The organism is Wolbachia endosymbiont (group A) of Philonthus cognatus, from assembly GCF_947251755.1.
Classification (GTDB): Bacteria; Pseudomonadota; Alphaproteobacteria; order Rickettsiales; family Anaplasmataceae; genus Wolbachia; species Wolbachia pipientis.
This window is the reverse complement of the sequence record NZ_OX366388.1, coordinates 493,848-508,111: the sequence shown is the minus strand read 5'-3', so window position 1 is coordinate 508,111 and position 14,264 is coordinate 493,848. Positions and strand designations below refer to the sequence as shown.

Here is a 14,264-nt window from a genome sequence, read left to right as displayed (position 1 = left end):
ACAATGATGGAAGAAAAGCCATACTGAAGTAAGTAAAATAGCGAGGTTTAAATGGCATTAAGATCAAAATTATTGGATGAAAAAGTAGTAGAATCAGCAAAAGAAATGCTGAAGAAAGTAAGGAATAATGCATATGTTTCAAAAAAACTAAATGCTGTAATTGCAGCAAAAAAGTACAGTATAACGGCTGTAGCAAAAATATATTGCATTTCAAGAAGCGCACTAACTTCGTGGGTAAAACTCTTGAAAATTGGCAGAGAAGAAAAACTGTTTGCTCCTTCACAACGTCGTAGAAAAACTAAATTAAATCAGGCTCAACTACAGCAAATTGAAGAGTGGATAGAAGAAAATCCTAATATCACCATTAAAGAAATGAGAATAAGAATCCAGGAAAAGTTCGGATTAAATATCAGCAAATCTACAGTACACCGCCATATGCAAAAGATGAAATTCTCATATATTACACCAAGACCAGTTCATAATGGACAAGATAAAAGCAAAAAAGAGGAATTCAAAAAAAAATCTCAATGGAGCTATTAGCAAGTATCCAGAAAAAGAGCTATTTTTCTTTGATGAATCACGGTTTGGCACACATTCAAAAGTTGGACATGGGTGGTTTAAAAAGGGGATTAGAACACAGGTTAAAACAAAATTAGGTAGGCAAAATTTCTATCTCTATAGTGCAGTTAATCCTAGAAATGGAGAGAGTTCTAGCTTATTTGCACCAAATGTCAACACTGATTGCATGAACATATTTCTTGAGCAAATTTCGCAATATCTAGAAACACGAGAGGCTTTTCTCGTTATGGACTGTGCTAGTTGGCATAGGTCAAAAAATTTAAAGGTACCTAAAAATATCGACATTATATACCTACCTCCATACTCACCTGAGCTAAATCCTGTTGAGAGGCTTTGGTTATATATAAAACAGAACATTTTGCGCAATAAAATATACGATACAATTGCTCTACTTGAGGGTGCTTTGTGCAAATTTATTACTTCTCTTGCCAGCTCCACAACTAAACAACTCTGCAATGTTTCCTATTTGACTGGACAACAATGAGAATTGGTATCAGAGGTTGTCCGGAAACAGGTAAAAGGCTATGATATTTGAAATTTTAGTATGGGGTAAAGATGAGAAAAAAGTATCCAACAGATCTAAGTGAAAGGGAATGGGCACAAATAGAGAAGTACTTCAGAGTATCATACAAAAAAGGAGGAAGACCGCCAAAATATAGTAAAAGAAAAATGTTAGAGGGAATTTTCTATGTATTGCGTACAGGGTGCCAATGGCGGTATTTACCAAATGATTTTCCGCTATGGAAGACTGTATATGAGCAGTTTAGGCAATGGAAGAAACAGAGGATTTTTGAGAAAATGAACTATGATATCACTAAATATAGTAGGTCAAAAATGGGAAGAAATGAAGAGCCGAGCGCATGCATAGTGGACAGTCAGTCGGTAAAAACCACGGAAAAAGGGGGGTCAAAGGTTATGATGGTGCGAAAAAGGTAAAGGGGAGAAAAAGACATATAATTACAGATACTCAGGGTTTTATACTAAGTTGTTACGTAGGAGCTGCTAATGAAAATGATAGAGATGGTATTAAAATAGCATTAAACAATATGAGAACAAAATATACTAAAGTAAAAAAAATGTGGGCTGATATGGGGTACCAAGGAAAAGATTTAAAAACCCATATAGAGGAAGAATATGGCATAGATATTGAAATTGTGAAAAGGCCTCCATGTAGGTTTTGGGTGCATAAAGATACACCACTAGAACTATTGCCACAACGGGATCCTGGATTTTTAGTACAGCCGAGAAGGTGGGTGGTAGAAAGGACTTTTGCTTGGATCAATAGGAATAGAAGACTATCAAAAGAGTACGATTTACTTACAACATCTACTGAAAGTTTCATATATCTGGCTATGAGTAGGGTTATGTTACGGAGGGAATATGCCTAAGTTTACTTGTTTCCGGACAACCTCTCACAAGCTCCATAGTGATCAGAGTAGACACCGTTACTGTATTTTACAGCTATGGCTTTTTTGCTGTTTGTATTCAACATTACATGCAATTTTCTTGTCTGTTCATAGCTGCGATACTTTCTATCTTCGCTATTTTCTTTGCTATGACCAGGAGTGTTGTTGTATATACTAATTCCTGTACTGTCTATAGCAATTTCGATATCTTCCATATTATTTTTATCAATTCTGCAATCATTGATCTTAATATTGAGTTTCTTAAACCTTCTTGATGATTGTGAATAGCTGATAACTTGCAAATTTTTCCCAATTTGCTCAAGGTATCCTGCTATAAACCCAACTGTTTGCCTCAGGCCTATTCTAAATAAACAAGTTATTATGTGCACCAAAATTACAACTTTATCGCTATAAATATTGTTGCCACCTGGTATTTTTGGACCATTCTCGTACCACTTTTCTATGGCTTCGTTGATATAATGAAAAATATTTCCTCTTTTTTCTAGAAATTTGTTATATTCGCTATGGTTACTGACCCTCATTTTTTGTGGCATATTTTTTCTTTCAAGGTTAAATGGCTATTTTATAATGAATTTTGTCAGTAATCACTAATTTTTCTGCTGCTATGCAACAAAGCCCACTGGGATCCAGATTGGACACTAAGTTGGTGAGTATAAAAGTAGCTAACCTTATGTTAAAACACAATATTTTTGGTGAGGGGTTGCATTAAAAGCTGGATTCCAGTGGGCTTTGTTGCATCGCTCAAGTGAAAAGAACTGGCAGTTACTGACAAAATTCATTATAAATAGCGATTTAACTGTTGAAGAAAAAATATGCCACAAAAAATGAGGGTCAGTAACCATAGCGAATATAACAAATTTCTAGAAAAAAGAGGAAATATTTTTCATTATATCAACGAAGCCATAGAAAAGTGGTACGAGAATGGTCCAAAAATACCAGGTGGCAACAATATTTATAGCGATAAAGTTGTAATTTTGGTGCACATAATAACTTGTTTATTTAGAATAGGCCTGAGGCAAACAGTTGGGTTTATAGCAGGATACCTTGAGCAAATTGGGAAAAATTTGCAAGTTATCAGCTATTCACAATCATCAAGAAGGTTTAAGAAACTCAATATTAAGATCAATGATTGCAGAATTGATAAAAATAATATGGAAGATATCGAAATTGCTATAGACAGTACAGGAATTAGTATATACAACAACACTCCTGGTCATAGCAAAGAAAATAGCGAAGATAGAAAGTATCGCAGCTATGAACAGACAAGAAAATTGCATGTAATGTTGAATACAAACAGCAAAAAAGCCATAGCTGTAAAATACAGTAACGGTGTCTACTCTGATCACTATGGAGCTTGTGATTTGCTAAAAGAAGTCGATTTTCAGTATGTCATAAAAGTACTATATGCAGATAGGGCATATGACAGAGAAAAGCTCTATAAGCTGTGTAATCAATATGGTATAAAAACGAAAATTCCTCCGAAAAACAACGCAGCAGAGCATCCAAAGTTAGACTATATGGCTGAGAGAAATTCTGCAGTCAAGCTCATAAAGTCATATGATGAAGATGGTATAAAGAAGTGGAAAAAAGAGATGAGTTATGGAAAAAGATCTTATATAGAAGGTTTTTTCTCGCGATTAAAAAAGACATTTGGGTTTAGTTTTAGGAGCAAATCTGAAATTAATCGTGAGAAGGAACTGCTACTCAAGTGTTATTTGCTTAACAAATTTACTGAAATAGGCATGGCTAAGTTTGAGATAGCTTCATGAATTTATTGTACGTTACCTACTATCCGAAGAGCGATGCAACAAAGCCATTCCAGTGTCAAGCACTGGAATGACATCGTCTTAACATTGTACCATATTACAATGTTCGTACAGTTATGTGTCACGCTACTTGGATGACAAGAAAAGGTTTCTAGAATGACGGAAACGAAGTCATACATAGAAAATAGGTTAGGTATTTTCAATTTTTGTTGTATACTCAAATAAAAATCTCACTTTTACAGATGGATACAGTAAAGTTTGTTTTATTACTGCCAACAATATTACTCATGCTAGTTGCTGGTGTTTACCTATCGATTAAACTAAAATGGCTACAGGTATTTAGATTACCATACGCCCTTTCACTCCTTGGAGCTAAAAAAGGAGAAAATAAATTTTCTTCTATAGCCGCTCTGTTTACAATTTTAGGGGGAAATTTAGGAGTAGGAAATATTTCAGGAACTGCTGTTGCTCTAAAAACCGGAGGACCGGGCTCTATTTTATGGATGGCAATAATTATTGTTATCACTTCTGTGATAAAATATGTCACTTGTTATCTAAGTATAAAAACCAGAAAGGAAAAGAACGAAAGGTTTATAGGTGGCCCTGTAGCCTACATGACTGATGCGTTTAACTCTAGGAAGGCCACAATTGTCTTTCTAGTTATCATGATGATGGTTTCAATAACAGTTGGTAACCTTGTTCAGGTAAATTCTCTATCAATACCACTTAATATGATAGATGTGCCTGTAGTTGTTGGTGGCATTGTAATGGCCATAATATTTTTTGTTGTTGCAGCTCTCAGCTTAAAAAAAATTAAAATTTTTATATCGGCTATGATACCGATAATGACGGTAAGTTACCTCACACTTTGCGGTATCATATTATTTAAATTTAGTGAAAATATTCTTCCTTCTCTAAAACTAATAACAAGCAGTTTTTTTACAACCAGTAGCTTTAACTCTGGTTTATCTCTAGGTTTGATTCTAGAAATGTTGACTATTATTCAAGTCGGAACTTTGCGAGGTATTTTTGCAACAGATATAGGGCTTGGCCTTGAAGGAATCGTACATTCTTCAATTGTTCCTAAGAAAAATAATAATAAATTTATTATTGAGCAGAGTCTAATTACGATAATATCGCCTTTTATAGTTGCGTTTATAGTGTTTATTACAACAATGGTACTGCTTGTCACAGATTCTTGGGTCACTGATTTAGAGAGCACTAACATGTGCATATTTGCTTTTAGAAAGGCAATGAATTGGCCTTATATTGACTATTTAATTATGGCCATAATGTTTTGTTTTGCTTTTACTACTATTTTTACTTGGTTTTTTTGCTCAAAACAGACAATACGCTATGTGTCTATGGATAATAAATACACTAAAATCTGGATTGTAATTTTTACCATGATCATTCCGCTTGGTGCGATAGGTAAAGTCCGGTTGCTATGGGATGTTGCTGATATCTCGATTGCTGCTTTGTTGTTTATCAACATACTCGCTATACTCAAGCTAACCTCTCAAGATCCAGAAGTGTTTACTATGAGTAGCAGATATTTGAAGTTGCAAAAACAGAGCTATAGCTAAAGCAATTTAGGCTATGCAGCTGTTGTGATATAAGAGTGATTTCCGCCAAGAAGGATGTCATCCCAGTGCCCAGACACTGGGATCCAGGAATCTTGATTGGCACTAAGTTAGTGAGCATAAAAGTAGCTAATCTTATGTTAAAACACAACATTTTTGATGGGGTTCGTGAAAGGCTGGATTCCAGACTGGAATGACAACTTAAATCGTTTGATGTTACCATAAAATAGCTTGTGTCATCACATTAGTAACACAACCTTCCTTAATAAAAATTCAACCAATGCTTGTGATAATTATATTAGCTAGTATTAGCTAGAACTAAAGGCAGAGGGTTATTAGTGAGGGATATATGGGCACTAACGATACACAACAAGAACACATTTATAATGAGCGCATTCAAGAAATTTTTCCTTTATTTGATAAAATAAAAAAGGAAGACGACCCAATTTATAATGCTAGAGTTGATTTTAACACAGTAAAGTTTTTAACAAAACACGCCAACTGGAATTGGGACGAAGAAGAAAACAAAGATAAAGCATATGGAGTTATTCTTCAGAAATGCGACAAGACAAAGAAAGCTGGACAAGACCTTGAAAGTGAAGTTAAAGAAAGGTTGAAAGAGTATGTTGATGATGTTGCAGGAGTTTCAATATACGGTAATCACGCAAGTATTACGCTGGGAAATAACAAAAAAGAGTTTAAAATCAGCGAATTTTTAAACAGTGATTTTTGTGAGAAGAATGAAATCTCGGGATTTTCAACATTGCATAGTGATGGAAAGAGCGGAATGCATGGTTTTGTTGCCGAGGAAGAAGGGAAAAAAATAAGACATTATGTCGTAACTGATGGTTCATATGAAATGACTTTAAAGTGGTATGCGGAGGGGAAGGAATGTAAGATCAAAATTAAGATTGATGCTAACGGTGTAGACCTTGTTAAAGGTGATGATTTTTCTCTAGAACGGTTAGAAGTAAACAGAGATGTAAAAATAGGTGGTTTATTCTTGCATGAAATACAATTCAGGGAGAAAGGACAAGGAAAAGCGAATGAGATGCAACATAATAAAGACAGTAACGAGCTATCATCTGAAACTACAACAAGAATTGATGTTAATAGAGGTGTTAGCGTTCAAGCTACTGATATAACTCAAAAAAAAGAAGACCACCATTCACATTTTGGACTACAATCTAACAGCAGAAGGCAGTCTTACGATAGCGGAATTGGAAAAGATTTTGACGATAAAATTAATTCTCAGGAGGCTAAAGAAAAGCGTGAGCTTAGACAAGCAGCACGAGAAGCAAATTCGGGAGGTCAAGTTTATAACCTACAATCGCTTTTTGAGGAGAATCCTCAGAACAAAAAAACTCCTCCGCCACTTCCACCTAGAACTAGTTCACTACCACCTAAAAAAGGTGTTTTCGATGAGCAAGGGGGAGCCAAATCTGGAAGCCAAAAACCAGATGACTTGCGCGAAAATGAGCAAACACCTAATAATCAGCAAAAAGGTGCAACTTCTGATTCTTCAGATAGTTCTACTTTCACCAAGTCTGTAAGCCACAATCAAGATAATAGGCAAGAAGATGAACGGTATGACAATCCTACATTTGGACATGCTGTACCTGGAAGCCAAAAACCAGATAGAAGTGAGCAAACACCTAATGATCAGCAACAACCTAAAACCCAGCAACAAGAAGGAAATAGCAAAGGCGATCTGTTACAAGACATCAGAAATTTCAAGAAAAACAACTTACGGCACATTGATGTTGATGATAGAAAAGCATCAATTGCAGGAAGTAGAAAAAATAACCCATCACCGTTAGAGACATTAAAGGACATAATTCCTTATTCATCTTCTCCAGATAACAGTGATAACCAAGATGCTAGTGATGCTAAGTGGAAAGAAAGTGAACAGCCGCTCTCTGCTACAGCACTCAATAATAAAAGTGACTCGGGCTATTCATCTCCAACTCATGACAATAATGAACAATCTCAAGTAAATCCTGAACAGTTAAAGAAGAGCTTAGAGAACATTGAACAAAGTGATCAAACTCCACCTGAAAATCTTCTTAAAGAAATCAGAGATAGATCACAGCAGGATAATAGAGGATTAAGGCAAGTTGATCCTACTGATAAACTGTCACAAGATAAAGAAGATGGATTGCAAAAAGACGATTTAGCAGATGTAAAAATAGTGGAAGGTCCAACTGTTAGTGTCTCTGCTTCAACACCAAATAGTATAAGTGATTCAGGCTATATATCTCCAACTAATAGTGATAGTAAATCTCAAACAGATTTAAAACAGGTAGGAAGGAAATTAGAAGAACATATTAGACAAAGTAATCTAACTCTATTTGAAGAACTTAAAAATACATTAGGTCAAGAAAATCTCGGGTTAAAACCAGCTGATCAGAGTCAGATTAGCGAAGAAACTAAAAAACGCTTGAGAGAAGTTGGGTTGCTAAAAGACAGCTCAACAGACATAAAAGCAAACGATTCGGGCTATTCATCTCCAACTCATGACAATAATGAACAATCTCAAGTAAATCCTGAACAGTTAAAGAAGAGCTTAGAAAACATTGAACCAAAAGAAATCGGAGATACGAGTGAGTTAAAAGGAGCATTGGGAAACCCGGATAAAGGGTTAAGAGAACCGGCACAACAGGCTACTAAAGAAAATATTCCTAAAGATTCATTCTCAGAAAACATTTTAGAAAAGATAGGAGAAGGTAAACAATATGACCCTATACGTAAGTGGTTAGAAAAAACAGTGGCAGAACGAGAAAATAATGACACTAATCCAACTGTAGATAAAAATAGCGAACTATATAAATTACTAGAGAAAGATGAAGCACAACTGAAAGCTGGAGTAATAGAAGAAGAAAGAGGAGATACTTTAACAGAACACACTGATGGTTATGATCGCAATAGAATTGCATTAGCTAACAGAAATAAAAGACCACTAGATTGGGCTAAACAGGTTGCTGAGTCACAACAAAAAAAAGATACTAATAAAGGTATTTCAATATAAATTGAAGTTAAAATAATTGCTTAGCAAACAATAGGTTTCATGTAATGGTAACCCTATAACGGAAGAGTAGGAGCCGCGTAAGAACAATACGAACACTCCAGCTAGGCCTTGTATATTGCATCCCCCCGCCCTATTTTTCCACTCTTCTGATGCTAAATAATACTTAATTTCTTGTTCACTGAGACGTTTAAATTTCACTATTGTAACCACAGTCCTGATATGTTGTTTAGATTGATCGGGAGTTAATAGACATACACTGGTGTATACTCTATGCCTTCTTCCTGATAACAAGCGGATACATTTTTCTGCTTGCTCAACGTTTTCAGCTTTGAGCAATATCCTTCTACCACAAGCAACAACTGTATCAACACCAAGCACAAAGTAATTTGGATTTGAGCTTTGTATTTTCTCCGCTTTACTTTTTGCCATACGGATTGAGTAATCCTTCGGAAGTTCCTTTTTTAAAGGGGCTTCATCTATATCTGCTGGCAAAATTAAACCTGGCTCAATGTTTATTTGTTTTAGTAAAGCTATACGCCTTTTCGATGATGAAGCAAGAATAAGATTATTTAGAGATCGTTCTGTCACTTGTACCTTTAAGCCTTCTAATGATCCTACCCTTTCTCGCATTCCTATCGTAAATGCTCATCTCAACTAACACCCTATCCCCTATAATGATGCGTATTTTACTTCTTCTCACTTTCCCTGATACATGACAGATAATCTCATGTTCATTGTCCAGTTTCACTCTAAATTCTGCTGCAGGTAGTAAAGCAGTTACTGCCCCTTCCACTTCAAAAATTGTTTTCGATTTCTCGTCTTTTATCATATGTTATATTATAATTTAATAATCTTTTTTAGTCTACTATAGATTTTAAATTATTATCAACACAAAAGACCTTTTGCGCCCCACTTAAGTTGCAACTTAACCCCAACCATCTTCACAATGATACCCTACCTACGTTTCTACTCTCTGCCACCTTCTCAATAGAACTTATAGGACTTATGTTGAAAGATAAATCATTATCACAATTTTCTTCATCGCTATCAAGTCCACTATCAACGCTTAAAGATCTGAGTAATGTTGTCTTCTCTCTCAGTGGAACATAAGACTCATTATCAACGCTTGAAGATTTGGATAACCTTTTCTTCTGTCGTGGAGCATTACCAGACTCATTAGAAATTTCTCCCGTTAATTGATTGTTGAAGCTCCTTTGTTCATCAGCACGAATTTTTTCTTCCAGTCCATCAAGCATTCCTACCAATTCATCACCCCATTCATTTTCTTCTTCTAATAATTGTTTACACTTTTCTTTCTCACGCTCTAGCTCGTTTCTTAACTCTTCGACTTTATCTTCATCTTTAGTGAGTTCAAGTGTAAGCACCTTATCTCCTGGAAATTCCTCGTACTCGTTTTCTAGCTCTTCAATGTTGAGTTTTAGTCTCTCTTCTCCAAGTGTATCTTGTAAATTGCTATCCTGCCTATCTGATTCTTTAATCTTTTGCCCAATTTCTACTTGTACCTTATATTCCTGATCTAATTCTCTTAGCTGATCTTTCAAGCGCTCTTTCTGCTGGCGTCGTTCAACCATTATCTGTTCCGCATCTTCTCGTGCTTGATTTAGCTCTTTTTCCAAATTCTTCTTTCCTGCATTAACAATTTTCAGCTCTTCCTTTAGCTTTCTTTTTTCTTCATATACACCTTTAAGTTCTTGTGCTTTCCCTTGTAGCTCTTTTAACACACCTGCTAATTCTTCATTTTTTTGTGCCAGTTCAGTTTGCAATTCCGTGTTTTTTTGCTCCTCTTTTTCAAACCTGTCTTGTAAATTGCTATTCTGCTTCTCTAACTTTACAATTGTTTGATTAGCTTCTGCTTGGGTTGTTTCTAGTTTCTCCTGTAGTCGCTGATTTTCTTGTATTAATTCATGGTGCTTTTTATTTATCACTTGCAACCCTGCTTCTATTTCTTGCTTCAATTCAACAGCTTCTTTTTTCAAATTTGACATTTCTTGCTTCAATTCAACGTTTTTTTCGGACAGCATCTGATTATTTAAAATCAATTCATCCATTTGTTGTGAAGCAAATTCTGTCTGAGTTCCAGTGTGCTGTAAATTGACTTCCGTTTTAGTTTCAATTTGTTGTGAAGCAACTTCTGTTTGAGTTTCAGTGTGTTGTAAATTGACTTCCGTTTGAGTTGATGCATTGCTATTAATAGAAGGAGGAAGGCTATTGTCAGCATCAACTTTAGGGTCTAATTCCCCCTCTGGTTCCTCGCGATAGGCCGCTATAGACTCATTTTGAAAATTATTATTAGCAGTAGGTACAACATCAGCAGCCTTACCTTTTTCTAGTACAGCATCATATAAGGAGAGACCTTGAATATATAATTCATCGTTTTGCTTTATTAATTCTAAGATCTCATCCGATAGCACAAAATCTTCATCATTAAATTTTAGTACTTCAGTTATGCCATCGCTACTCACATTCATAATCATGGTACACATTTCGGATCCATCCTTTACAGGCCAAGTGCTTTTCATTTCATAATATGCGCCCTCTTTAAATTCATAATATCTTTCCTTACCTTTCCGATGAGCGTGTATTTCATGTTTTTTATTGCAATAGATATTCAGCTCTTTAATATCTTTCTCTTGCTATAAAATGTCACTAATCCTGGTTGGCTCACTTCTATTGTAATTAATAGAGTTGATATTCAAAACTCTATAAGCGTTATCAGTTTCTGTGTAATAAGCTTGAAGCTCTACGCCTTTCCTTCCAAGATATTTACTTGCAGCTTTTTTTCCCTGCTCTGCCAACTTTATGCATTTATCTATATCTTTCTTAAAGCTCTTATTAGCAGACTCTGTTACTGCTTTATCTATGTACGTTTTTTTAAAATCTCTATCATTTATTAGGTCATAAAAACTCCACTCATCTCTATAAGCCTTCTGTATAGCAGTGAAGTCACTTTCTTCTTTCAAAAGCATTAAGAAGCTTACCTTGTCTTCTAGGTCTTTTAGTTTAAAGCCTGTTATTATCTTCTCTAATTGAGAAAAATTTTCAGCAGGATTATTTAAATTTTTTAACTCTTTGTATAATTTATTATTTTCTGCAATTGAGCGGCAGAACTTTATTATAGCAGAGTCCTTAGTGAAAGAATTGTCTTTTTCCATTTTATTGATACAGTCCTTGAGGGATGTAAAATGCGATTCAAGCCATGACGAATATAGATCGTATTCATAAGATGCCAACAAGCAATGTATTGCATTCCAAGCACATGATGCTACCCTTATAACTGATTCAACATCATAATTCTCTGACTGATTACTTGTTTTTCCTGCCTCTGCTGTTTTTTCTTCCTTAGCCAAACTTCCAGTCATAATACGCCTCCTTAACTATATTTATATTATACCAATTAACATATATTAAAAGAAATCAAACTGTATAACCTCGTCCTACACTAACTTTTATGATTACTTAATTGTGTAAAAATAACTGCAAGTGTTAAACTTGAGCTTTTATTTTTCATTATACATTTCTTACTACATGTTTATACTGCTGTCTTGCATAATAGACTATTCGAAGTTACACAAGTATTTTTTTTATTAGATAAGAGTTAGTAAGAGCCTGTTCATAATTTTTTCAGAAGTAAGGCAGTGAAAGCCAGAACGACCATTTGTAGGCTAGTATTGAGTTTTCGCTCACAATTTTTCCACAATCTTCTACATTTTTCTAACCAAGCAAAAGATCGCTCCACAACCCATCTTTTGGGCAATACAACAAAGGAACGTAATTCATTTCTTTTGATCACTTCAACGGTTGCACCAATAATCGTTTTTATTTGAGTTACAAAATTCTCTCCAGTATAGCCTGCATCAACCAGTACATTTTTAACTCCCGAGAGGTTTTCTTTTGCATTTTCGACCATTCTCACAGCACTGCTACGGTCAGTTATCTCTGCTGTTGTTGTATAAATTGCATGCTTGCGTATCTACTGCAATACGGCCCTGAAATCTTCTTGCCTGCATCATAGCTTCAGCAGTATCTGCATTTTTTATACTCTGTGCATCAATTATACAGAAGCTTTTCCGACCATTGTTTTGTCGCAATTATTTTTTTTTAATACCAGCTCCAGAACACTTTCTTTATTTGCATCTGGTTTTTCACTCCACTTCTTAAAATAGTCGTAACAATTGCGCCATTTTGGGAACTCTTTTGATACCATTCTCCACTGGCAACCACTTTTTAACACGTATAACACTCCACAAAATACATCATGTAAATCAAGTGTTCTTGGTTTTGTCTTCTTTCTGCAAGATTCCAGATCTGCTACAATAATCTCAAACTTTTCTCGACTTATGTCACTTGGTTATAAACTTCGCATATCCTACTTTATATACTTTATCCTCTCACTTTATCTCTTTTTTGAGATTACGTACAGGCTCTAAGATACAAAGACGTTTTCAGAAATCTTTAAGCTTAATAACATCCTCTCTCTTTGGACTAGTTGAAATTAGATGAATTGGTACACCTATTAATTTTTCTAACCTGTCTATATATTTTATTAAATTGATAGGCAATGCTTTAATTGACCTTTTACCTTGAGTGTTTTCTTTCCAGCCAGGAAACTCTTCATATATTGGCTCTAATTCCCCTTGTATTGAATGCGATGCGGGTAAATAATCATACATTTTTCCGCTATACTTGTAACCAGTGCATATTTTAATTGTATCAAAAGAATTAAGCACATCTAATTTGGTTAATACAATGCTTGAAACTCCAGAGAGTTGTACGGCCTGGCGCACTAAAACTGCATCGAACCATCCGCAACGCCTTCTTCTATTGCTCACTGTTCCAAGTTCCTTACCTATAGTAAACAAGCTATCTCCTACTTCATTTTTCTGCTCAGTAGGAAATGGGCCATTGCCCACTCTTGTTGTATAAGCTTTTACCACACCAATAATGTAAGCATTGGAGGATAACCCTGAGCCTGTTATTGCTTGCGATGCTACAGTATTACTTGAAGTAACAAAAGGGTAAGTTCCGTGGTCGATATCTAAAAATGCGCCTTGGGCACCTTCAAATATTATTTTCTTACCTTCTTTCATCAAGTCATTTAATATCTTCCACACAGGTTTTTTATATGAAGGAATTTTTTCTGAAATCTCTTGAATTTCCTTTAATATTTCTTCTTTTTTAACCACCTGGTAGTTAAGGCCTTTCCTGATAGCATTGTGGTAATTCAAAAGAGTATCCACTCTTTTATTGAGCTCATCTGCGTTTTCTAAGTCACAAAGGCGTATAGCTCTCCTTCCAACTTTATCTTCATAACATGGCCCTATCCCTTTGTTTGTTGTACCAATTTTGTGATTTCCATTTAAATCTTCAAATAGCTTTTCCTTGTCCTTATGTATGCTAAGTATTAATGGACAGCTCTCGGATACCATCAAGTTGTTATAGTTTACGTCTACTCCTTTAACTTTCAATGACTCTATTTCTGAGATTAGAGCGTGTGGATCAAGAGCAACGCCATTTCCTATGATAGATATTTTGCCTGGCCTCAAAACAGCAGAGGGCAGTAAATTTAATTTATAAACCTCATCATCTACTACTATAGTGTGCCCTGCATTATTTCCTCCCTGAAATCTCACAACTACATCTGCATTCTCAGAAAGATAATCTACTATTTTACCCTTGCCTTCGTCACCCCATTGCAGACCAACAATTACAATGTTATTCATCATTATTTTCTAGATTAATACATAAATATTAATGCAGTACGCTACAAATGGAAAGAGAAATCTACGCCTTTCCTACACCTCTTAAATAAAGAAATATACTGTCGATTTTCTTAATATATTACCAAATTATTCATCATTAT

At 35.1% G+C, this 14,264-nt stretch carries 9 protein-coding genes and 3 pseudogenes; 6 read left to right on the top strand and 6 right to left on the bottom strand.

Annotated features, from left to right (window positions below):
* Positions 1–51 precede the first annotated feature (51 nt).
* A protein-coding gene (locus OPR21_RS02530; RefSeq protein ID WP_265029892.1) for an IS630 family transposase occupies positions 52–1,063 on the top strand; the annotation gives its coding sequence in 2 pieces (ribosomal slippage) (positions 52–513 and positions 515–1,063; 1,011 coding nt in all).
* A gap of 71 nt (positions 1,064–1,134) precedes the next feature.
* Positions 1,135–1,967 (top strand): IS5 family transposase gene (locus OPR21_RS02525; protein ID WP_265029708.1). Its coding sequence is split into 2 segments (ribosomal slippage): positions 1,135–1,501 and positions 1,501–1,967, totalling 834 coding nucleotides; the frame shifts between segments, so codons are not numbered across the junction.
* Positions 1,968–1,984: 17 nt separating this feature from the next.
* On the opposite strand, the pseudogene OPR21_RS02520 reads toward OPR21_RS02525, so the two are convergent.
* Positions 1,985–2,539 (bottom strand): annotated as a pseudogene (locus OPR21_RS02520) (transposase); the annotation flags it as partial.
* A 279-nt stretch (positions 2,540–2,818) separates the two neighbouring features.
* Between OPR21_RS02520 and OPR21_RS02515 the strand changes: the two are divergent.
* The 4 genes from OPR21_RS02515 to OPR21_RS02500 all read left to right on the top strand — a co-directional run bounded on the left by OPR21_RS02515 (position 2,819) and on the right by OPR21_RS02500 (position 8,383).
* A complete protein-coding gene (locus OPR21_RS02515; RefSeq protein WP_265029893.1) occupies positions 2,819–3,775 on the top strand; it encodes an IS5 family transposase in 957 nt (318 codons plus the stop codon).
* Positions 3,776–4,014: 239 nt separating this feature from the next.
* Entirely contained in the window at positions 4,015–5,358 is a 1,344-nt protein-coding gene (locus OPR21_RS02510; protein WP_038198671.1) for an alanine:cation symporter family protein, read from the top strand.
* A gap of 35 nt (positions 5,359–5,393) precedes the next feature.
* Positions 5,394–5,552 (top strand): hypothetical protein, encoded by a 159-nt coding sequence (locus OPR21_RS02505; RefSeq protein WP_153296804.1) that lies wholly within the window; start codon positions 5,394–5,396, stop codon positions 5,550–5,552.
* A gap of 152 nt (positions 5,553–5,704) precedes the next feature.
* Positions 5,705–8,383 carry a hypothetical protein gene (locus tag OPR21_RS02500; RefSeq protein ID WP_265030127.1) on the top strand — a complete coding sequence of 893 codons (2,679 nt, stop codon included), beginning with the start codon at positions 5,705–5,707 and terminating at the stop codon, positions 8,381–8,383.
* Here the strand turns inward: OPR21_RS02500 and OPR21_RS02495 are convergent.
* From OPR21_RS02495 to OPR21_RS02470, 5 genes and pseudogenes are all read right to left on the bottom strand, one after another.
* Positions 8,375–8,971, bottom strand: a complete 597-nt coding sequence (locus OPR21_RS02495) for a Maf family nucleotide pyrophosphatase (RefSeq protein ID WP_007550161.1) — start codon at positions 8,969–8,971, stop codon at positions 8,375–8,377. The two genes, OPR21_RS02500 and OPR21_RS02495, sit on opposite strands and share 9 nt — an antisense overlap.
* On the bottom strand, positions 8,949–9,212 hold the full coding sequence (gene infA, locus OPR21_RS02490) for a translation initiation factor IF-1 (RefSeq protein WP_007550159.1): 264 nt from the start codon (positions 9,210–9,212) through the stop codon (positions 8,949–8,951). Before infA ends, OPR21_RS02495 begins: the two co-directional genes overlap by 23 nt.
* Before the next feature lie 112 nt (positions 9,213–9,324).
* Positions 9,325–11,763 (bottom strand): annotated as a pseudogene (locus OPR21_RS02485) (hypothetical protein).
* A 251-nt stretch (positions 11,764–12,014) separates the two neighbouring features.
* Positions 12,015–12,743, bottom strand: a pseudogene (locus OPR21_RS02475) (IS5 family transposase).
* A gap of 103 nt (positions 12,744–12,846) precedes the next feature.
* Complete coding sequence (locus OPR21_RS02470; RefSeq protein ID WP_265030124.1) at positions 12,847–14,124, bottom strand: adenylosuccinate synthase; 1,278 nt, start codon at positions 14,122–14,124, stop codon at positions 12,847–12,849.
* Positions 14,125–14,264: the final 140 nt, after the last annotated feature.

Coding starts and splice junctions, on each gene's coding strand:
- OPR21_RS02510 (WP_038198671.1), top strand. CDS start 4,015: ATGGATACAGTAAAGTTTGTTTTATTACTGCCAACAATATTACTCATG.
- infA (WP_007550159.1), bottom strand. CDS start 9,212: ATGATAAAAGACGAGAAATCGAAAACAATTTTTGAAGTGGAAGGGGCA.
- OPR21_RS02470 (WP_265030124.1), bottom strand. CDS start 14,124: ATGAATAACATTGTAATTGTTGGTCTGCAATGGGGTGACGAAGGCAAG.
- OPR21_RS02500 (WP_265030127.1), top strand. CDS start 5,705: ATGGGCACTAACGATACACAACAAGAACACATTTATAATGAGCGCATT.
- OPR21_RS02515 (WP_265029893.1), top strand. CDS start 2,819: ATGCCACAAAAAATGAGGGTCAGTAACCATAGCGAATATAACAAATTT.